The sequence below is a fragment of the Candidatus Epulonipiscium viviparus genome (assembly GCF_030708075.1).
GTDB lineage: Bacteria > Bacillota > Clostridia > Lachnospirales > Cellulosilyticaceae > Epulonipiscioides > Epulonipiscioides viviparus.
In genome coordinates this window covers 3232825-3256090 of sequence record NZ_CP117982.1, presented here as the reverse complement: position 1 = coordinate 3256090, position 23266 = coordinate 3232825, and the positions used below count along the sequence as shown (strand labels likewise).

Sequence of the window (23266 nt, the reverse complement as noted above, 5' to 3'; positions counted from 1 at the left end):
AAAAATGAGGGGCATCGAGTGTCCCCTCAAAAATTATTTATCTTCGGTATGTGGGTATAGCATATACTTTGCGTTTTTCTTTATCTAATCTATTCGGCTACGCCAGTTCCTACTGTCAATGCTAAACTAGCCGTTGCTGTATTCATAGCATCAGGATCATCTATGGCCGAGATCGTTACTGTATACATATCGTCAGTAAGATTTTTAATATCTTCGTCGAAATCTTCTTGGGTAAATGTTTCTTCAGAGGCGATTATTCCACCTGACGAATCATCTATGCTATAGGTAATAGCCAAATTATCGTCATTCGCATCTTCTATGTTTACTCCTATTGTTTCGCCTGCTGCAATAGTGGCCGACAATGTTCCTGAACCATCATCTTGCGCAGTAGGGAAAGTTATCGTCGGTAATAAATTCACTTTGACTTTTAACGTAAAGCTGTCGGTAAGTTCTGGAATATAAGAACTTGCTGCACTGAAGACAAAGGTATTCATTAATCCTAGCGCGTTGGTATCATCTATAGTAAATGAATCCCATAATGACGGATCATAAGAACCATATTCAGTCCCGTCGAGGGTAACTGTAATGACCTCAGTTCCAGCCGCTGTCGTGATTGTCGACGAAAACGCATCGGTATATAAGGTATAATCTTCAGCAGATCCACTTCTCTGAAGTGTTATGTGCTCAACATCTTTTGCTTCCACGTTATCAATTTGCAATATAGGCTTCGCTACTACTATGACATTGGCTGTAATTGTGGTAGTTGTTGTCAAATCAGTCGCGTCCGTTGCTGTGAATTTGATAGAGTATGTGCCAGGGAAACTATGCAAGTCGTCTAATGTAGTACCCATCCCGCCATCAGAGGAGTTTATCATTGTTTCAATAGATACAGGATCACCGTTGTCTGTGACCTCATATTCAATTAGCGCTCCTGACCCTTCGGCGATTATGATCTCATCTGTAAGCACATCTGAATTATTCACATCAGCTGTGTATGAATTACCATCATATGTGACCGTTATGATCGGAGGAGTGTTGGCTTCTGCTGCAAATGTGAGAGTGAGAGTAAGTGTTCCGTTTACATAATACGCAACTGTGTGATTGCCCGCTGACGCTAAGGCCTCTGTGAGAGCGGTGGATAATGAATCTGAATCTGTATCTGTACCATTTACTTTAATAGTTACTGCCGCATCCTCGAAGCCAGTACCTGTTACGTTGTGTGATAGATATGGAATCTCAGAGCCAATGATAAATCTGATACTTGCATCTTGAGTATATACATGCGCATCAGCTGTTACACTGAGAACAAGTTCATCTGTTACCGTGATAGTTATTACCACCGGGATTGCTTCATTTCCTGCCGCGTCAGATGCCGTGTATGTGAATTTGTATACACCTGGTATGCTAACATCAAACCCAGTGGCACCATCTGGCCCTTCAATAGTTTCTGTTGCGATTAAAACTCCATCTTTATTGTCGGTCACTCCCGGAGCTATAGGCACGATAAAGCTTGAATCACCTACTGCAACCTTATATTCCAAAACCGCTGGAACTGTGATGACCGGAGCCTCTGTATCTCCAACTACGGTGACATTGAGATTTACTGCGGTAATATTTCCTGCTGCATCTGTGTAGCTGGAAGTAATTACATATTCGCCGGCTTCGTATGTGACCATCGCTATACCATCGCCGAAGTTAGCGCCGTCTTTGGTGATTGTTTCTGTAGTAGTTAGACTTGCTGTCTCATTTGGGTTGGCATCTTCTACAGTAAATGTGTATGAGCCTATTGTTTGGTCATCGGTCATAACTTCTATTTCAAAATTTGTGACCGTTGCGCCTAGCTCATCAGTTACGGTGATTACCGGAGGAGTGTTATCTACTGTGACGTTTAATGTGAAATCAAATCCAGTTGCTCCTGTAGAGAAAACTATAGCATATGGCATACTCGAGTCAATCGAGTCAGGTAATTTGGCAATCTCTGTTCTTAAGGCCGCATCTGTGTAAGTTATCTTTGCGCTACCGTCTATCGAAAATGTTAACTCGTTATTACTAGTTGTTGTAATTTCTTCGAGTGTTTTTGCCTCGGCGTTTAAATATATGTTATTCGAAGAACCTGTATAATCTGCTTCACCGTATAAAATAGTTGGATCTGCTACAGTTAAAGTGATGGTTAACTCGTCTGTTAAATTGTCTGTTTCGTTTGTAGCGGTGATGGTTATCGTGTGTTCACCAGCACCTAAGGCTTCAACATCTGCGTCGAGTGCAGCTTTTGTATATGTTGATTCTGCATTGCTGCTATCGACATCATATGTGATAGTTGAACCTTCTGTAGCTGTTATAGATTCAAGCACGGAGTAGCCGGTATCCATGCTTACTGCGATAGATTCGCTTGTATCACCACCGTATGAAATGACTGGACCTGTGGATGCTCCGGGATTAACTGTAACGGTAACTATTTTCACTTTAGCTTTATTGCCAGCCGCATCTGTTGCCGAGTAGATGATCTTGTGCTCGCCAGATTTTTGCGTATCAACAAAATCGGAAATTGTTCCATCTGGAGCTTGAACTTTCGTTATAACATCTACTGGACCGTCTTGCGCATCAGTGGCTGTTGGAGCGACCGGCATCGTGAACGCTGCGCCGTGCTCGACGGTATACGCGAGTTTTTCTGGCTCAGATATAATTGGCGCATCGGCATCGAGAGTTGTAACAACGTTGACTGTAAGGAAAAATTCTGAGTGGTCACCATTTGATGCTGCGTTATATCCTTGCCACTGAGATGCGTAATACGATAATTTGTGAGTACCTACTTGATTGCCAAGTTCTGCCACGATGGCCATGATTTCCGCATCAGCATATGGTTTGCCTGTGCCATCAACTTTGAGTGGATACTGCGATGCCGTGAAAACGAGATCTTTGCCGTTGCCATCTTTATGCGGAAGTACTTGAGTTTCTTGCCCATCGATGATGCTAACTATTTTAACTGGCGCGTTGCCTGCTCTTAGAGAATTGTCGTATGCTACAACGTTAGGAGCGAGAGTGCCGCTATTGAGTAGGTGCTCCATTGTCGCTTCTGTTAGATCTGCTTGCTCGACGTTGTTGAAATAGTATGTTGGCTTCCAATTATCTTGTATGACAGTAGTATAGGTAAGCATCGAAGATTTTGTGGGGTCCGCGGTGCTGGTAGCAATAACGGTGGTGGTGTAATATGCTGGCGTACGGAAGATATCTTCTAAAGCTACGGTTTGAGAGACATTGGATATGCTTCCAGTATAATCGACGGTGATGGTAGCCGGGATATCTGTAGTATGAGTAATATCGAGAGTTTCTGGAGTATCATCTAGCAATCTGAAAACTCTGGTTAGGGTTGCACCAGGAGCGACAGCTGGGATCTCTTTTTTGCCTCGTTCGTCGTAAGCGGTAATTACAGGGACACCAGTTTTGTCTGCCTCAGCGTCTGAAACATTAATTGTGAGTGTAAATTTATCTTGCCCATAACCATCGTTTGCATCGTAGACCGCAGTATATGTCCCCGGCTTTGCTGTAATATTAGGGAAGTTGGTATCGTTGACTTTTTTATTGTTTGGGTCTGTAACTTCGCGAGTGAATTTTGCCATCGCCGCATCATCTTCCATCGCGACATCGATTATAAGAGCTGAATTTTTTTGAAGATCGAGAGTCGCTGTTGCTCCTGCGTCCTCGCCGTTATATTTGATTACAGGAGCTTGCGTATCTGTCACGGTGATGTTGACTTCCTTGGCCGCTTCGTTGCCTGCTGCATCGTGTGCGGTATATAGCAGGGAATATTTGCCACCTTGCTTGGTAATGTTTTCCGTCTTCCAGGCTGTATTCGTATTGATAAAACCGCTTTTACGACGTATAACCGAATATTCTGTCTCGAGAGGCATGCTATATGCATCTGTGGCGGTCACTTTTGGAGGTATGAATTCTTCCCCAACGTTGAACGTGAGCTTAGCATCTTGTGGAACGTCGAACGTAATTAATGGCCCCAAAATTGTGAGTGTGATTGTTACTTCGTTTGAAACATTTCCAGCTGCATCTGTGGCGGTATACGTGATCGTATATTTTGTACCCGCTGTTACGTTAGTATCGAGAGTTGCTGAAGCGCCGTCGCGGGTAACTTCATATGTCGCGGTGACGTCTCCATCAATCGCATCGAGGGCCGTTAATGTCGGCGGAACGAATTTTTCTCCTTGTGCCACTTCGTATTCTGTAATAGCTGGCGCGGTAAGAACCGGAGGAGTAGCGTCTGGTGTAACAGTGAGAGCTTGTAAGAACATACTCACTTTTTCAGCGTTGTTATTATCAACTGCCATGTAGCCGATAGTATATGAGCCTGGTGTCAGCGCTGTTATATCTGCTGCTGTCGCGTCATCATTTACGAGAGTTGCCTTTAGATTTTCCTTGGTGCCTTCGCCTTTAAGGATGACTATCTTTAGCGTGGAATCGCTTGGAACGACAATTGTTGGGGTATACTCGCCTTGAGCGGCCTCCTTTGGCTCGATATTCATCTTTGTTCCTTTGGTGTCGTAGGTAGCTATTTTCGCATCGACAGTGATTGCAGGATTAGCGGATTGCTGAGCTTCATTCGGTGTGGTGAAAACATATACTGTAGATTTGATAGCATTGTTGTCGCTATCTGCCACTTCGTATACATATTGATGTAAACCGAATGTATTTGAGGAGCCGGTGTCTTTGTCGTCTGAACCGGTAGCTCCTGTAAATGTACCTTTGATATCTCCTGCAGGATCGATGAGTGTGCGGACTGTTTTTGCGATTAAACTGCTGCCGTCTTGCTTGTCAGTCGCAGCGAACGGAAAGAATGCTCGACCTTTTGTACTGACTGTAATCACGTCGTTGGTTGCGATATTGTTAATACCAAATGCCGGAGTGTCCTGATCAAGTACTGTTGTCTGGATATGAGTGAGTTCTTGCGATCCGTTAGTATTTGCGGCTGTGAAGGTGGTGGTGACCACGTTGACCCTAGCTTTGCTTGTAGGAAGATTTCCATGCGCCTGCTTTGCAACTACACCCGTAATCGTGATCTCTTCTGGCTTTGCGAATAGCGTTTTGAGATGCTCTTCGGTTGGAGTAGCTAACACAGTATCCATGAATATCTCTTCTAGAACAAGCGTACCATCTTTGAATGTAGGAGCACTATCTGCTGATGCGACAGTGATGGTAGCTGTAATCGAGACGTTTAAGTTTTCATCGAAAGTATCTGCGGCTGTATATGTGACGGTATATGTTCCTGCGGTTTTGGTAATATCTGCCATTGAGCCAACCCAATTAGCATCGTCTTGTTTAGCAATGACCGCACTCACCGGAATGTCTACTCCTTCGTCTGTAGCTGCCGCGCTAAGTAAAAGTTCACTATTGAGCGGAGCCATTAAAGCGAAATTTTCTGTGTGAGGACCATTGGCGGATGTGATCGTTAGGCTTGGAGCATTGTTTTCTGCCTCTGTAACAGTAATTTCCTCGATATATGCGCCAACTTTATTAACCGGGTCGGTTTGATCGCGAACGATGTAGGCTATTGTATATATTCCTGGTTCAGCTGCGATCTCTTTCGCATCTTCTAGTGTGCCATTAAGCGTTAATAATTCTATCTCTCTATTTCCACCAACCGGCGTGGTTGATAATATGATCGTCTCCAATTCGCTACCATCTGGCATCTCGACTACTGGCGCAAATGGTGTATACCGAGCTATTTCACGCGTATTTATTTTGAGCTTGGAATTTGAATCATATGTCGGAGCTGTTCCGTCGACTTTAATCGCGAGACGGTTGGCATCATTTTCGGGTGGGACTGCTATACTGTAGAAGGTGGCTTCGATCGAATTGCCATCGCTGTCTGTTACTTCGTGCTTATGCTGATATAATCCGTATTGCTCTACTTTAGCTTCCCCTGGTTCTTTATAGCCTTTAAACTGCCCAACTGTTTCGCCGTCTGGGCCAATCAATGTACGAATGGTTTCTGGAATTAAGTTGCCGTCTTTCGCATCTGCCGCGGCATACGGATACCATTCTTGCCCCTTCACTATTGCCAATATATTATCTTTTGCTGTTGTATTGAAAATATAAAATGCAGGCTCTTCCTGATCAAGTGCAAGTGTACGAGTGTAAGTTAAGTCATTTGATATGCCATTTAGCTCAGCCGTGAATGGAATTCGGACTACATTAACTCTATTGTTTAAAAATTTATTGCTATAGCCCCAGGTCACCTTTCCCGGGGTAATTATAACATTTGGATCGCTGGCAAATTTTGGATCTAATAGCGCCTTGAGAGTGGTCTTGAGAGCTGCTGCACTTGTATCAATTGCCGGTGCCGAACCCAGATGAATTTCGTCAAGCGCTACTTCCGAATTAGGAAATGTAGGTGCGCCGTCCACAACATCTGTTACGGTTACTGTTACATATTGTGGATCTGCCTTGTTACCCGACTTATCGACCGCATCGTATTGAATTGTGTAGACCGCGGCTACTGTTGTATCGATTTCAGTTACCACTTTATTATCTGAGTTTAATATCGTGGTAAGAGCTGTTAGCGCATCAGGTCCGTTATCTGTCACCGCTGGGGTAGGAGGCATAATAAATTCCGACCCTATTTTGACTGTAATTGACTCTTTTTCTGGTTTGGCGATTACTGGTTTTTCTGTATCTGCAGCTGGCGCGTTTGCTAAAACTTCCACTTCTATAAAGACGTCGGCATTTTTATTTACTCCTAAAGCGATTCCCGGCTGCCAGTCTCTGCCGATGAATTTTAGGTTGTATGTGCCGACCACTTCTCCGACTTTATTTAGCGAGTCAGCAAAGCCAGTGCCGGCTGTTTTGTTATTAAATTTGATTAGCGTTGTGGATGGCGATGCGGCACCTGGAGGAGTAATATACACTCCCGAACCACCAGCGTTGAGAGAATTGTCTGTGATTGTAATATCATCGGCATTAAATCGTTCCGGCTGAACAAGAGTAATTTTGATGGTTTCACCGTTAGGGATCGCTTCGCCTTGGTAGCTAATTACAGGAGCGCTCGTATCTACTATTCGAATGCTAATTCGTCGAATGGCCGCCACTTCTCCATCGCGTGCTTGTAGTGTGACAGTATAGTAACCTGGAACGGTGAGAAATTGCTCTATGCTGGAGAATTGCGAGTTATTATCGTGCGTAATATTAGTTACTACGACAGGTAATTCTTTAGATTTATCCGCTGTAGTTGCAGAATATTGAACCATTTTATGGAAATCCTCGACGGTAGTATTTACCGCTACTTCATGTTGAAATGTCGCTCCCGTACCGCCAACATCTTGCGTCTCGTCACGTACCGTACCGTTTTTGTCTAGTATTGTTATGATCGGTAAATTTTCCTCTACTTCTGGTGTACCTGCTATTATCTCAACTTGTATATATATTGAGCGCCAGGATACGACGTCGTTTGCTGAGTAGACTATAGTATATGTCCCTAGCGGCTGTTTCGTAATGTCGGCTATTTTGATCTTGGTCGCCTTAACGTTCGGTGGACTGTCAAATTTGCCTTCGTATATGTCAACTCTTACAACTGGAAGCGGCGTGTTGGCATCGGTAACTGTTATTTCTGGTGCATATATCGAATTTGCTATCAATCCATTCGCTCCCGTTAGATCGACAATTTCATTCGCGGCCATTGCTTTACCGTTGTAGTGGATGACAGGCGGGGTGGTATCTGTTACTTTAACGGTGATGACGTATGTGCCGCGAACTCCTGAAGCCGAAGTTGCGCTGTAGGTGATCGCATAGTCGCCTGCAATGTTTGTGATCGCATCTTCCGCAACGCTCGAAGTTCCTTTGGTAACTAGTCTTGCTACCGGAAGTTCATTGCCGGTCATGCCGTCTACTGCTGTAACTTCTGGTATAACAAATTCGCTTCCGGATTCTATTTTGTATGCAGTTAAGCCCGGATTTTTGAAAATCGGTTCTCGTGTTTCTGCTATTATTGTAACCGTAATTGTGTATGGGTCGGAGGTTTTATTATAGCTGTCTGTCGCTATATACGTTACGGTATAAACCCCTTCCGTTGCCACCATCGATGCGACATCCGTTACTGTTTCTCCCTGCGCATTGGTGATCGTATATGATATTGTGGTCGCATCTCCGACTACATCTTCTACTGCCGGAATAGGCATCTCAAATGCTTTGTCTCCAACTACCGTTTGGTATGATTCATTTTCTAGCGGAACGATTTTTGGTGCTCCATTAATGATTATGATTACTGTTATTGTGGAAGTGTTAGTCCCGTCGTTTGCTATTATTTGTAGTGTGCGTTGCTCCTCCGTGGCATCCGCGCTTAATGATTGAACCGCCGCTTTTGTGGCCGTTGCTTTCTCCTCTGTCGTTGTACCCTCTATATCTATCCCACCTAATGTAACTGTAGGGATTAGATCGGCTTCACCCGATGCTGTTTCATCGACGGATTTTATTACAAAATCTTCCAGCGTTTCCAAATTGACTGTAAGAGTTTCTGCGACGTTCGGGTTATCTGAATTGGCTATTATTTCTGTTTGGCCATATTGTAATGTAAGCGTAGGAATTGTTGCGTCTACTTCAGCTGCGACTACTGTGACATTTAGCGTTAATGTACTGGTGCCTTCAGCTAAGTCTGTAGCCGTGAATTCAAATACATACGGATCGGCGGCGATTGGCAATGTCTTGGCTATATCGTACCATTCTGTACCCCCGCTGTGCCAATAGTCATCTCTTGCTTCCCCATTTACAGTGAGAGTTATGTCCATTGTCATACCGTCTTCTTTATCTGTGGTGCTAATTACGAGTGGTTGATCTAATACTTCTTCAGCAACTAATGTTACCTCCGCTGTTTCTCCTGCTTCTACACTATCGATTGTGAATACAGGTGGGTGATTGAATGTGATCGTGACGTCGAGCTGACTTGTTTTATTATTATTGTCTGTCGCGATGATTGTGATACTGCTAGATGCTGACAATGTTGTGTCGACTGCGGCTAGGTCGGCTGCTAATGCTTCTTGAGTATATGGTTTGGCTTCCGCATAGTCTATGCTATATGTGAAGCTGGTTACGTCACCTTCTTTGTCTTCTGCGGTGAAAGCAGGTAACTCGGCTATTTGATTTGTGTGAACGGTGAGACTGAGGGCACCCTGTCCGAAGCCGTTTGTTACAGGTTCATTATTATAACTGATGGTTGGCGGAGTGTCTTCGGTGATTGTTAGCGTGAGGTAGAGTATGGCGGTTAAGCCTGCATTGTCGGTGGCGGTGAAGGTTAAAAATGGCATATCAAGATTTGTAAGCATGGTGAGATATTCGATTAAGGTGTCGCGATCATAGTCCTTCATCCCATAGCCACTGCCATCGTCGTATGTGAAGGAAGTAATTGTGCCATCAGAATCTGCTGCTACAACATCGAGGATGGTGTGTGCTGAGCCTTCTAAGAATGTGTCTTCTGCGTAAACCGTTGATCCGCTATATGTGCCATATGTGAGCGTTGGCGCATCAGAAGTAACTGTGAGTCGGAATCCGGTACTGGTTAAGTTCTCGCCGTCGGCATTGTCTACGAAAATGTCGAGATTGTATACGGTTTCCGTTTCATCTGGAGCGATTTTAAGTGCGGTTAGATGAGCATCAAGTGCGGCTTCGAAGTCAGCGGTGGTGGTGTAGTCATCAGAATATATATCTCCTAGCGATTCGTTTGTTATGCTATATGATATAATCATTGGATCACCGTCAGGATCGGCTATGGATACATCAATAGTAGAACCAGCTTTTATTGTAAGTGTGACAGTTTCGGTTGATTCGATCGGTTTGCCGTTATGTGTGATAACAGGAAGTCTGTCTGGCTGAGCTACATTTATCGTGAGTGTGTAGGTGGCCTTTTGACCCTCGGCATCTGTGTATGTGAAGATTAGAATGTTGGTACCGACTTTAAGCGTTGCCTCAGACGTATCAATCGTCGCGTCGTTGGAATGTGTGCTTGTTTCGCCATTGATTGAAACTTCAAATGTTGAAGTTTGCGCCGCCATATCTCGGTCATATTCTAAATCTGAGACGATAACATTAGGAATAGTGTCGCCGAAATTGATATCAACACTGGCAGCATCTGAGGAACCATTATATGTCAAAGTAGGAACGTCGTTTATTTGAACTTCTGCTATAACAGTTCCGACAATTTGGGAATTAATGGTATCTGTCGCATTAAATAATAGGTGATATGTGCCAGGGTTTGCAGTGAGTTCGTCTAGAGTAAGGGAACTATCTTCAGTGGTATCATCGTCGACGTTGTATTTCTTAATGACTGGCGGATCTACCGGAACACTTTGGCCGTTGTCTGTTGCTGTTGCCTTAAAGATTGGTGTAGGATCCGCTTCGGTTAATTTAACAGTAAAGTCTGGCGCTGACGGAACATCACGATAAGTGTAGGTAATGTTTTTGTATTCAACCACGACAGCTGGAGGCTCATTCTCGAGTACACTTACAGTTAAGATGAGCATAGCGCCGGTCTCGGTGGTGAACATAATTTGGTAATCACCAGGGGTGTTCATATCGATTGATGTATCGTCGAATGTAACTTCAGTGTTATCAGATGCGGTGGCCGTGAAAGTTGGAGCCGGAGAGCCAGCAATTAACGTTATAACAGAATCAACAGTGTACGTTTTGGTACCGTCACTTACAGATATTGTAGGTGCTGCGGCATCGAGAGGTTCGACGTTAACGGAGAGAACTACTGGTTCGGCTTCATTGCCCGCCGCGTCAACTGCAGTGTAGGTGAGAGTATATTTTCCAGCTGTCGTGATGTGGCTTGTAGTATTAGGTAATGTACTGTCTCCAGATGTAATTGTGACAACTGCTTGCAACTCTTCGTCGGTATATAAATAAGGAACCTCAAAGCCGTTAGGATCGTCTTTTAGAGAATGCGAGAACAATTTTGGTCCGGAATAAATGATGATTGGAGCGGTTGTGTCGCGGACATTAATTGTCGCAGTAACAGAGTCGTTGCCAACAGACCAGCGTATTGTATAAGTACCAATCTCATCTAAAATTTGACTTAACTCTGTAATTTCCCTATTGATAACCGAGCCATTCACATCGGTAACTTGAATTATTTTGCGTTCGATTTGATCGGTTACATCTTCTCCGTAATGTGTTGCCGTTACATTTTCTAGCGACGTAATATACGTAGCATCTACCTGACCAAACTCTGGAGCAAGAGTGAAGTCGCCGCGATATAATGTACCGCCATGATCTATCGTTATAACTGCCGGTTCAGCATTCTTAACAGAGATAGTTTTGGTAGTTTGCGACGTAGCGGCTTGAGGGACTTTGTCAGTGGCATAGAACGTGAGAGTTTTATCGCCGATTTCATTAAATGTATATGGCGCAATTAAAGGAAGTTTGGTCGCTCCGTCATCTGCAGAATAGGTGATATCAACCTCGTGTCCATCGGGATCAGTTGCCGTTACAGCAGGAATAGTATACGGTACCCCAACAGTGGCTGCAGAAAAGCTTGGCAATTTGTCAAATACTGGAGCAGCGTTTTCGGTAACAGTAATAACGATTACTACCGGATCAGCTGAAGTACCAGTATTTAGATCTACTGCGGTATAAGTCGCAAAATATATGCCTGGAGCAGATGTATTTACTGTACCTACGATGGTTCCGGTGCTGGCCGCATTGACCTCATTTTGAGATAGCTGAGCGGAAGTGATGCTAACTTGATAAGGTGTTGTTCCATCTGACACTGTTGCTGTTGGCAAAAGATCGTCAGACCAGTTGGACATATATGGCACGTCAATGTTTTTGATGTTCCCGTCAATTGTTATCACTAGCTTTTCAGTTATACCTTCCTTAGTTTGAATGACAAATTCTTTGGTATCGCTTCTTTCGCCCAAAAACTCTCTATAATATTTAATAGTCAATTTTTCTTCTTCCAAAGAATAATAAGTAGAATCTGATGCCCATCGAGTAAACTCTTGTTTAATGGAGCCGTCTTCACCTACAACGGAATAATATAGCGTACCAGTTCCTGGATACTCAGGAATTGTGAACAGAGAAGGCATCTCGAAATATGTGATCGCAGCATGATCTAACTGCGGTGGCAAAACCTGAATGAAATGCGAACCAGTTGATACCGACTTCCCATCATACGTCGCCTTATATTTAAAGGTATACATACCAGACCCATTTGCCTTTATTAGATCGATAGCGTCAGTCGCATTAGTTGGAGGCTCAACGGAAATAGCATTCGCCACCGATTGCGTAGACTTGCCCCCCAAGTATGTTGCAGTTACTTCGTAAGAATCAAGCTCGTTTATTGCAATAGGATCGCCGCCATACGACACTTCGACAATCGGCCACTGAAGCTGGTCAAGCTCGCTAAGTGCAACTTTATTTGGAACCTCTGAAATATTGATGGAGAGCTCTTTTTTTGGACCGAACACAAAAATAGTTGCAGTAATATCTTTTGCACCAGGAAGCGAGTAAGTGATAGCGTATGTGCCTGCCGACTTAGTAATATCGTCTAGCGCACCAGTCCAATCTTTGCCACCTTGTGTAATTTTGTAAGTTACTTCATCAGAGCCGTTGTAATATTCAGTACCGGGAGTGATAACGAGCGGGCCATCGGTTTCTGCCAATACAATAAAGTTGCCGCGATAGGTGATTCCGCCATGCTCCAAAGTGATTGCTGGACTTTTTTGTACATCAATATAGAAGATAAAATCATCGAGAGGAATATCTTCGATCGCTATCGAGGCTGGTGCTGTGTAAGTTACAGTATATAAACCGGTTTTTTTGGTAATATCTTCCACGGCCACAACATCGCCATCTGCATTAGTTACAACAGCAGGGGCTGCTGGAGGCTCAGGATCTCCAGGAATATATCGACCTATAGTAATATACGGAAGTGTAATCGGTTGATTTTCAGTAACAACAAAGGTTTTTACGAATAACTCACTCATAATCTCAAATACATCTTCGACTTCTGGAATACCATCACCATTAAGATCAAAAGCTATATTTGAAATCATACCTGGATAATCCTCATTTCGCTCCAAATGGAAGTCTGGCTTAATAATTACATCCACAAAGACAGAATTAGGGTTAGATCCAACAGCCGTAGTAAATTTGAGATTGAACCGTCCTGTTTTCTTTGCTAGCTCATCTCTTAATGTTAAAAATCCTACGTACTCATCATCAACAAAAGTATATTCTTCCTCATCTTCGAGTTTATAGTAAGCCAAGAAATGATTATATTCCGCAGGTTTATTATCAATTAGTACTGGATTCTGCCACTTTGAAAAACTTAGCTGATTGAATGTGATAGGTTTATCCTGACTAATTCCTTGCACAAGGCTGATTTCTGGTGCAGGGACCTCGAGAACACTTACGATAAAGGAGACAAAGTTGTTGGCTTCAGTTTTGTGTGCATAAGTTAGCTTATACTCACCAGGGGTCTGTGTAATATTAGAGATCTCAGCCTCATTTTTCACTACCTTTGAAGTTGAACCATCATCGATAGTGACAGTATAATGCGTATTTAATATTGGACTTGTATTATCCCCAACCTGAACTTTAGGAATCACATACTCATCTTTGTGATTACGAGTAACGTCACTCAAGTTGTTACTATAATCACCATTGTGTTCTTGATCGAGCTTAATTTGACTTTTGTTGGCTACTTGGATTATAGTCTTAAAGCCCGCATCGTTATAATACAAAAGATTTTTTGTTCCGTCTAATACAGGAAACGTACCGGTGCTCAGGTCATTCGGCAGGTCGTAAACTGCGTTATATAGAATTACATAGCCACCAGATTTTAACTGATTAGCAGCGAGCTCAGCTGGAGGTACATTAATCTTAGTGGTGCTATTAGATTCAGATGTCTCAGAAAGTTGAACCCAATTTGTACTTGTTTGATTTAAATCATTGATATCAGGAGAATAATAAACTCGTCTTTGAGAAAAGTATGGTCCAGTGATTGGTTTTCCTTCTGCATCTTGAACTTTAATTGTAGGTACAACTACTGACTTATCTCCAACCTTAGCTTCCATATAGTATTCGCCAAGCGCCTCGAGATTTCCACCTCCAACAACATCATAATAGGTTGCATAGATCATCGGACTCGCAATTATATTTTTCTTCAACTCCATTGTACCAATGAACTCCGTTGGAGCACTTGGATGATTGAGATTAGAAGTTCCGTATTGATCTGTAATTATGAACTCGTAGTTGAAAGACCCCAATGTGGAACTCAGTTCGGATATCTTGACAGTATGAGTCATCGGCTCTCTTAGATTAAATGTACTTAGTTTTTTCTCAATTTCCTCTGAAAAAGTGTCCAGAATGATAGCTTCTTGTTGTTTAACGGTCGTAAAGTAAAATACATCTTCATAGGACAACTTTAAATCATCCACCATGATCGGATCCAAGGTTAGCCCCTCTATAGCCTTATCAATATCTCCGCTAGCAGTGACAAGGAGCTTATACACGACCTGTGCCGTATTGCTAGGATCCTCTGTAGCAGTAGCAGTTATAGTGATCTCATATTCCCCCGAAACACCTAGCGATAACTCACCTGCATAGTCAGCGCCTGCAAAACCGTTCTTGATATCCTTATCAGTTTCTTCACCATAGTCAGATATATAAGGCTTTCCATCTTTGGTAATTGTTCGCAATACCTCAACCGGAACCTCAGGGTTATATTCTGGATATACCTTAAAACTTGCATAGAGATCCGGAATCGTCCATACCGCATCCTTCTCTACAGGCCTAACGCTAATCAATGGAGTAGAAATTCCAGGAATTTCATCAACTACAATTGCAACTCGCGTACTTTCATCTGAAACTACAATTATGTTAGTTGTCAAAGATATTTCATTTCCACTACTATCAGTAGCCACAAAAGTAAGTTTGTATTCACCTGCAAGTGGCATTCCCCATTCACCACCTGTTATAAAAAATAGAGCCGGATCTGAGTTCACTGGGTCTGGCTGAATTAGTGCATCAAGATCCTGAACTATATATTCATCCGTACCGCTAACTTTAAACTCAACAGATTTGATGATGCCGTTAATGTTGGTTTCCGATTCTTTGTCATAAGCCATAGGTTTTGGGAGTACAGAATGGTCAGTGCCACTATAATAACTTTTAGTAGGCATATAAGAACCAGGAATCCATTCTGGAGGGTCGTTCGTCGTGATTAATGTTGCAGTAATAGTCTCTGTGGTTTTGCGAGCACCAGGCGAGCGAGTCGCGGTGTTTAGAGGAGGCTCTTCCACAGTGATATTAAAGGTAAGTGAATTTCCATTTTTTACAATATTTTCTGGAGTGTACGTAATTTTCCAACCAGGTCGGTAATATCTGAAATCGGCTTCATATTCAGTATATAAATTTAAGGCAATATTGGTGGCCATAGTCTCTAGCAATGTAGCCGCTTTTTCTTGATTGAGCACGCCATCTTCGACAACATCAGAAGACGCCATAATCCACCTAGCATTTTCTAAGGTATCCACAATATCCAAAACGGCATTGGCTTCGATGAAAGTAACTTCTAAAATGATCGTATTATTGGAGTCATCTGGATCTGCATAAGTAAATTTATATCGAAAATTATTACTAAAATCATCGCTATAGATGCGGTCGCCTATAAAAAGATTAGTTGATACCATAGTATCTTTATCTTCTATGAGTTTGTCATCTTTGAACTCAACATAGAAGCGCTCTGTTTTGGCAAGAATCGCGTCTTTGCCAGAGCTGACAGTAACCCGAGGAATCGCCCATCCAGAGGAATATTGATTAACGTAAATCGATTTTGCAGGGGTGCCATCTGCAGAGCTTTCAACAGTAAACTCATCATAAAAGCCCTCCGCTTCTGGAACAGTAAATTCGATCGTCGCAGAAATAGGAGCCGTAATTTTTAGAGTATATACCGGCACGGTATCGCCCTCTGATGCAAAGTATGAGGCAGTATAAGAGGACAAGACAGATCTAGCGTCCGCAATTGCGGCATCAGCAGTAGCCGTATCAACTCCTGACGCTATAGTCAAGATTCCGCCAGACGCATCAAAAGGAGCAGATGCGATTCGAGCAGCAGAAGATGAATCCGCAGCTGCAGTAACACGCAAATATAGCGGCTTGCTAGAATTGGCATCAAAAGTAACAGCAGGAAGTTCCACTGCGTTGGTAGAAAGCACAGTATTTGTAAGTGCAACGTAAGGATATGTATTTGAAATATCAGTAGCAATGCCATCGATGTATATGGTAGTGAGTGAAGTTTCAATCACAGGGGTATCGACAGAGTTAGTAGAGGAATCAGGCATCAAAGGCTCCTCCAAAGATTGCTCTAATTCAGGGAAATCATTTTCAAAATAATCTTCGTAATCTTCAAAATCTTCAAATACATTTTCAAAATCTTCGAACGTATTTTCGTAATCTTCAAAATCTTCAAACGAGCTATCAAAAGAACTGTCAAACGAGCTATCAAAAGAACTGTCAAATGGATTATTTAAATCTTCAGTTACCCAATCCGGATCTAGCAGCTCGGTTTCTAAAGTCTGCTCAAAGGAAAAATCTGGAAAATCTATAGGCTCTATAGCCAAAGTATTGATATTGATAGTAAGTGTCGTCGCCATGAATAAAGCTATTTTACGGTGTAATTTGCTCATTAATATGTACTCCTTCTCTTAATAAAATTAAATTTTTTATAAAATCAAAGTCAATATAAACGTATTTTACAGTTTGAGATGTAATTTGTCAACAAAAAGCACACAAAAAAATCCATCCTCAAAAAAAGGCAATAAACTCAGATAGGCGAGAAAAATAGAAAAATAGAAAAGGAAAAACAAAGCTCTTGCGTCTTCTGAGTCTATTGCAAATGTGTAACTATTAGTTTTTAGGGAGAGTAGGCGAATAGATAATAGTACCAAAACAATCTAGGAGTTGAAAAAAGAAAAAGGAAGACACTACCAAGAGGCAGTAAATAACTAATCCATATATTGTTTATCACATGAATATATCATATGATTGGAAACTCTTATCTTAATCCCTAAAAGCCAATAACGATTTTTCCAAGCATCACACTTCAACAACAAACATAATATAACCTTCATAGAGAATAACTTTTTAATAGGATAGTACTTTGATTAAATAAAAATAACCAAAAGTAAGCACGTATGAAAGAAAGTGAAAGAAAGCATGAGAAAAATCTTTTTCGTTACAAGTCAAGTATAACAGACATTGTCAAGGCAGATAGCCTATAATTATATATATTTTTTTTATAAAATTTTAGAACAGAATTTTAAATACCACCACAACCGACGACGATACTACCGCTTAATATCGCGTACTACGCGTTATTTTCTATCGTCACTGTCGCGTTTGGTATTTTTTGGGGTCCTCAAATGCCTCTATGTTTTTAAGCCCTTCTAGCGTCCTTCCTACGCATTCAAAATTTCCAATGCAACATCCGATTTGGTTTCCTTCTCTCGCCGCTACTGGAGCATCCAGCTATTTTGTATCGCGTAAAAAATTGTAAGCTTTACGTGTGATCGAATTTGTACTTCCTGTACAGACCTCTCCATTTCTGATACGGTTCATATTTTAATAGGGACGCTATAGTTTAGCAACGGCGCCGCTGAAGCAGTTCCTTCTATTATAATGTTTTCCTATTATAATACTTTCTTCTATTATAATACTTTCTTCTATTATAATGCTTTCCTATTATAATGCTTTCCTATATTAATGCTTTCCTATATTAATGCTTTCCTATTATAATGCTTTCCTATATTAATACTTTCCTTATAATGGCTTTTCTATATATAATGCTTTCCTTATAATGGCGCCGCCTACATTGTCCATTGCTATTGGCGTGGCTGCTACAGTTTCGATTGTTGGAGCAACTTTAGCTAGTTCCTTCGCAACATCAGCATGTACTGTTAGAGATAATTTTAAAAATTTGATACGGAAAATTTTTAAAATCAATGCGTTCTCAATCGCTTTAACATCAAACTTTAACAGTGCCTCGTTTTTGGTTAAGAATTCCATACAAGCAATATTTTTATCAATTTATTGAATATTTTTGTATAAATAAACCGTTTTATGGGAATTATATATTATGAGGGTAAATATGTGTGTTGCAACTTTATCGTCTTTTGTTGCTTTAACAATAATCGTATACCGAGCTGGGGAGTTAAAAATTTCTGTAATATCCATGATGCGATCTTCGTTACTGATACTACCGCTGATACTAACGCTCTAGGTGACAGTGATTTCGGCTCCATCGGTTGCTTCGTATATGAGATCTAGCGATTCAACATCGTCGTTTAAAGTACGTTTGATTATAGCATCAGCAGCCACCGGCTTTTGAGTACGCTCATCAATTACCCTAAAAATAGGAAGATCTACTTTACTTACCTCCTCCTCATCAACAGTGATCGTAATACTAAAGTTGTCTGTATAAAAACCATCATCTGCTGTGTAGGTAATTTTGTAGCATCTCGTCCTTGGCGGAAGCTTGTATAAAGTTCCGAGCGCAATATTTTGATTGCCTAGTCCTTTAACTGGCGGATCGCCTAGTGTTGTAATTCTTTGAGTAAGTTTGGCCATTTCTGCCTTTTCTACAATCGAAACGTAAAATGCAAAAGCCTCATTTCTCTTAAGATTGATATGTGCTCCTTCTTAAGCCATGAGGTCGCTATACCAAATAACTGGAGCAATATCATTGATCACTATTATCTCAACGTCGTAGTAAACGGAATCTCCGTATGAATCTTGAGAATGATTAGATATCTCCCTCCCAGTTTAGTAATATTATCAGAATTTCGATCCGTATCCACGGTTGTAATTGTTCCGCCTGCCTTCTTTATAACAGTATAAATTAATGACAACTCTACACCGTATTTATCCTTTGCAACTATGGTTAGGAAAATAAAGGCATTTTTAGCAGCAAACTTCTAGCAAAGGCGCTGGATCTGCTGCAACAGAAATGTCTGCGACGGATTCTGATATAGTTACTTTGATTGCAATGGCATCTGAGACATTTCAGCCTTGTCTGTTATAGCGTATACTAGCGTGAAATATGTGCTTATTTTTACACTGGTATTAGCTCCAGATACAATTTCTCCTTTATGAGATAAAATCAAAAGTGGTCTTTTTTTAGTATGATTTTTTTAAGGGAGTTAATCGCGGGTTTTGTTTTGTCAAGAACATTTTCCACAGTAACTTTTATTATCACTTCTTCAGCTGCTGCGCCGACAGCATCTTGAGCTGAAAATTGTATTTGATATTTTCCAACTTTTAAAGTCACAACATCAGAGCTAATAACCTCGTTATTTCTCTCATCAAGTATAACCAAAATAGTTTACAGTTCAATACCCGACTGTTCTGAGTCCGTGGCTTTAAGAGTTGGTACAACATATTCTTCTCTCACTTCTAATGAATTGCCTCCTTTTCAGGAGCATTTATAACAGGACGTGCATTTGGAGTTCAGGTGACCCTTTCGGCATATGCACCGGCTATAGCAATAGTGGCAAATCTAACAGTAGCTATTTCGTCAGTTTTTGGAGTTGCGAAAATCACATCATACACTTCAGCCTGTTCCATTATGTTGCTAACATCTCTAATCAATACACTGTCCTTATACGCTCTCGATATAATAGTAGGGTTATCCTTCTCGGTAGCAGAGGATCCTGCTATTGCTATCGTAGCGTATTCTACATATCACAAAATAGATCGCACCCAGAACTTGCGAGGTGAAATTTATATTTTGCCTACGATATATGATGTATAATTTTTATCACCTAGGGGTATAATAACGTTAGATACAAAATCTGCTTTAAAGATTGGTCTTGCTATCGCATTAAGAGTTACCTCAAATATAAGTATGGTTGCGTTTTCAGCCTTATCTGCTGCGTTAATTATTATAGTGTGTTCTCCAAATATGTGCCGCAGATATTAAAGCCGAGAGCGCGGCAAATGCCGTAGTTAGACCGGTTGCCACAGACCCTGTTGGCAGCTGCGTAGCAGATCTGTAGGCTACAGTGACCTCATTGTCGTTAGTAACAACAGAAATAGGCACATTGTAAGTGGCTCCTTCGTTATGTTTAACTGAAACTGTAGCTTGATCTTTTTGTTGCTTATCGTTAAATGTAAATACTGGGGCGGTAGAATCGACTACTGCAGTAATTATAAGAGCAGTGCGTAGCGTTTGTGGGGCGTTGGCATGATCTAATATAACAATGCGGATGTCGTATACCCCTGGAGATTTTGTATCTACCCTCGATAACATTTTCGATATGGCAAAATCGAAACCTGTTGGGCCAGCCAATTTTTTGGATTTGATACCATCGATTTCGTATGTCGTAGATTTTAAGTTATCTTCTATTATCTTTATGGCAGGTACAAATTTCTCTGCAATTGTGATAGCCTCACCGAGGTTTTGTCTATTGCAGTAAAAATCTTATCGTTATAACCGAAGACTGGTGCGGTTGTATCAGTTACAGTGAACGTGATTTGTAATATCTGTGCAGATTATCTGCGACAGTTATAATGATATTATATGTACCGATTTTGGAGAGAGTATTTCAGCAACGGCGTTAGTAAAGCTATCGGAACCATTAAATTTTACGTATTCGGTCCCGTTGATTGAGTATATCGTATAATTTAGGATTGCAGCTGAATCATTAACAGTTGCGATGTTTGGATTAGCATCAAGGGAAGTTGCCTCTACCTAAACACCGGAGCTTTGCTATCTGTAGCTTCGTCCGCAACAGTGAGTAGCATGTTCTATTCACCTGCAGTGGATATCACAGAGCCAAGAGCGTATATCTCTCCAAAATAATAAAGCCTGTGAAGTCGCATCATTTTCTTGTGGTTACACCCTCGTTATCGGTTGTGCGACAATTACATATACACCACTAGCATAAAGTTAACTTTGGGAAGAATCTCATTCGCAAAAGTGGGCATTCTAAGTGTAAAGGATGTGGTTGCGACGAGCAAAATAACGTTGCGTTGTAATTTGTTCATGTCATTAAGCTCCTTTTCTTTAATCAAAAACAGAGATTGTAACAATAATGCTTATACGTGATAAAATAAATTTGCCAAAAAATAAACTTTGTACTATATATAATAAATGTATTATAGCGAAAATTTCAAATTAAAACACCTAATGCGAAGTTTTTTCATACATTAGTGTAGTGCCAGTAAATATGAAATTGGTACCTTGCAAAGCGATCCGCAATTGTTTATACTACTATGAATCATTCTAGAAAGGGAGATGGTATAATGAACGGCTATCCAAGACTTGGCTGTCATAAAATTGATAATGAATTTGTATTTGGAATATACATGCAAGATTTTGATCAAATAACATTGAGTTTGTATACCAACATAGAAGAAAGTGCCGTATTTGAAAAAACATTGGTGCGCAATCTAGATTCTGAGGGAGATTTTTTTTATATCGCAATGGACGATGCGATCGAAGGAATGTATTATACCTGGAGCGTACTCGACGGAACAAAAGAGCGTTATCTAATTGATCCTTATGGCTATGAAGTAATGCAAAATCAAGATGGTAGGTATTTCAATAAAGTAGTGTTATTGCAACGAAACGATACCAAGCGTCCAATGATACCATGGTCTAGAACAACGATATACGAGATGCATGTGGGACATTTTACCAAAGGTTTGCGTGGTGGCGGAACCTATAAGGCGATGATCGAAAAACTTGACTATCTAAAGGATATTGGCATTACGGCAGTGGAGCTGTTGCCAGTCTATTTGTGGAATAGGCATACGCTGATCAATATGCATCCAAAGACAGGCCGAATATTAACCGATGAGTGGGGCTATAATTCAATAAGCTTCTTTGCTCTAGATCCTGTATATGCAGAAGACAAGGAACATGTGCGTGAAGAATTTAAAGAGTTAGTTCGCGAAATTCATGACAGAGGTATGGAAATTCTTTTGGACGTGGTTTATAATCACACCGGCGAAGGTGGCGAGGGCGGCGCACTGTTTAATTTTAAACTTCTCAACCGCAAAGGATATTATAGGCACCATGGCCCATACTTTAGCAACTGCTCCGGAACAGGCAATACGCTCAATACCTCCAATTCGCTCGTTCAGGAGATGACTATAGACAGCCTTAGATACTTTGTTTTGGAGATGGGTGTTGACGGGTTCCGCTTCGATTTAGGCGCTATTTTGGCTCAAGGAGAAAACGGCAATTGGATGGATGGATCTTTAATGCAGAAAATAGCGGACGACCCCATTCTAAAGAACGTAAAGCTAATTAGCGAGAGCTGGGATGCTAAAGGAAAGTATTATGTAGGAAAGATGCCATTCCCATTTCATGAATGGAGCGACGCATTTCGAGATAGCGTTCGCAGCTTTGGCAAAGGAGATAAAGGGCATGTTAACCAGATCGCAACATGCATTGTGGGCAACGACGTTCGAAATATAGATGGTAACTCCAAAACGTTGCCTATTCATTTTATTACGGCTCACGACGGCTTTACTTTGTGGGATCTTGTAAGCTACAACGAAAAACACAACATCAACAATGGCGAAAACAATCGCGATGGTAGCAACAACAACTGCAGTTACAACAGCGGCTATGAAGGCGAAACCAGCGACGCTAAGATCAATCAATTGCGCATCAAGAGAATGAAAAGTTTAATGGCGTTGCTAATATTTAGCAAAGGGGTGCCAATGATCGTTATGGGAGATGAGGGAGCCAGAACACAAGGCGGAAACAACAATGCCTTTTGCCAAAACGACAAAACAGTGTGGGTGGATTGGGCACGCCAAGACAAATTCAGTGATGTCACGTTATTTGTAAAGAAGGCTCTCGCACTGCGCAGCAAGCTGAAATGGTATGATCACGATACAGACAAAGATATTGTATGGCACGGAACAAGACCGCACCTGCCAGACTGGAGCTTCTATTCTCGAAGCCTAGCGTTTAGTTTAAACGGAGAAGATTCTCAAGTCTACTTTATCATGAATAATTATAGCGAACCGCTGGTATTTAACTTACCACCAACCAAAAACGGCTGGAGCGTTTATCTAGATAGCAACCAAAAGTCAACATTTGAGGCTCAGGTAAGCAAAAGTTATTTGGCAGATGAATTTAGTTTTTGTGTATTAATTGGTAATAAGTGAGCAATTAGTGAAGCGTCAGTACATGCTGCATTTGGAGGGGTATCCCACCTCTTTTGCTGCAGACGCGGTAGCTACCCAAATATAA

At 41.4% G+C, this 23266-nt stretch carries 8 protein-coding genes; 2 read left to right on the top strand and 6 right to left on the bottom strand.

Going from position 1 to position 23266, the window contains the following annotated elements:
* Positions 1-89: 89 nt before the first annotated feature.
* The 4 genes from PCY70_RS13680 to PCY70_RS13665 form a co-directional block, all read right to left on the bottom strand.
* Entirely contained in the window at positions 90-16685 is a 16596-nt protein-coding gene (locus tag PCY70_RS13680; RefSeq protein ID WP_305767926.1) for a hypothetical protein, read from the bottom strand.
* Between the two features lie 1132 nt (positions 16686-17817).
* The gene (locus PCY70_RS13675) at positions 17818-18063 is read right to left on the bottom strand and encodes a hypothetical protein (RefSeq protein ID WP_305767925.1); all 246 of its coding nucleotides are present in this window, start codon (positions 18061-18063) and stop codon (positions 17818-17820) included.
* 210 nt (positions 18064-18273) lie between these two features.
* On the bottom strand, positions 18274-18624 hold the full coding sequence (locus PCY70_RS13670; protein ID WP_305767924.1) for a hypothetical protein: 351 nt from the start codon (positions 18622-18624) through the stop codon (positions 18274-18276).
* A gap of 125 nt (positions 18625-18749) precedes the next feature.
* Complete coding sequence (locus PCY70_RS13665; protein ID WP_156778390.1) at positions 18750-18905, bottom strand: hypothetical protein; 156 nt, start codon at positions 18903-18905, stop codon at positions 18750-18752.
* A 602-nt stretch (positions 18906-19507) separates the two neighbouring features.
* Between PCY70_RS13665 and PCY70_RS13660 the strand changes: the two genes are divergently transcribed.
* Positions 19508-19807, top strand: coding sequence for a hypothetical protein (locus tag PCY70_RS13660; protein WP_305767923.1), 300 nt, complete (start codon positions 19508-19510; stop codon positions 19805-19807).
* Positions 19808-19930: 123 nt separating this feature from the next.
* Here PCY70_RS13660 and PCY70_RS13655 read toward each other — a convergent pair whose 3' ends face one another.
* Together PCY70_RS13655 and PCY70_RS13650 are read right to left on the bottom strand one after the other, a co-directional pair.
* Positions 19931-20344, bottom strand: coding sequence for a hypothetical protein (locus PCY70_RS13655; protein WP_305767922.1), 414 nt, complete (start codon positions 20342-20344; stop codon positions 19931-19933).
* A 575-nt stretch (positions 20345-20919) separates the two neighbouring features.
* A complete protein-coding gene (locus PCY70_RS13650) occupies positions 20920-21042 on the bottom strand; it encodes a hypothetical protein (RefSeq protein ID WP_305767921.1) in 123 nt (40 codons plus the stop codon).
* A 258-nt stretch (positions 21043-21300) separates the two neighbouring features.
* Between PCY70_RS13650 and PCY70_RS13645 the strand changes: the two genes are divergently transcribed.
* The gene (locus tag PCY70_RS13645; RefSeq protein WP_305767920.1) at positions 21301-23181 is read left to right on the top strand and encodes an alpha-amylase family glycosyl hydrolase; all 1881 of its coding nucleotides are present in this window, start codon (positions 21301-21303) and stop codon (positions 23179-23181) included.
* Positions 23182-23266 lie beyond the last annotated feature (85 nt).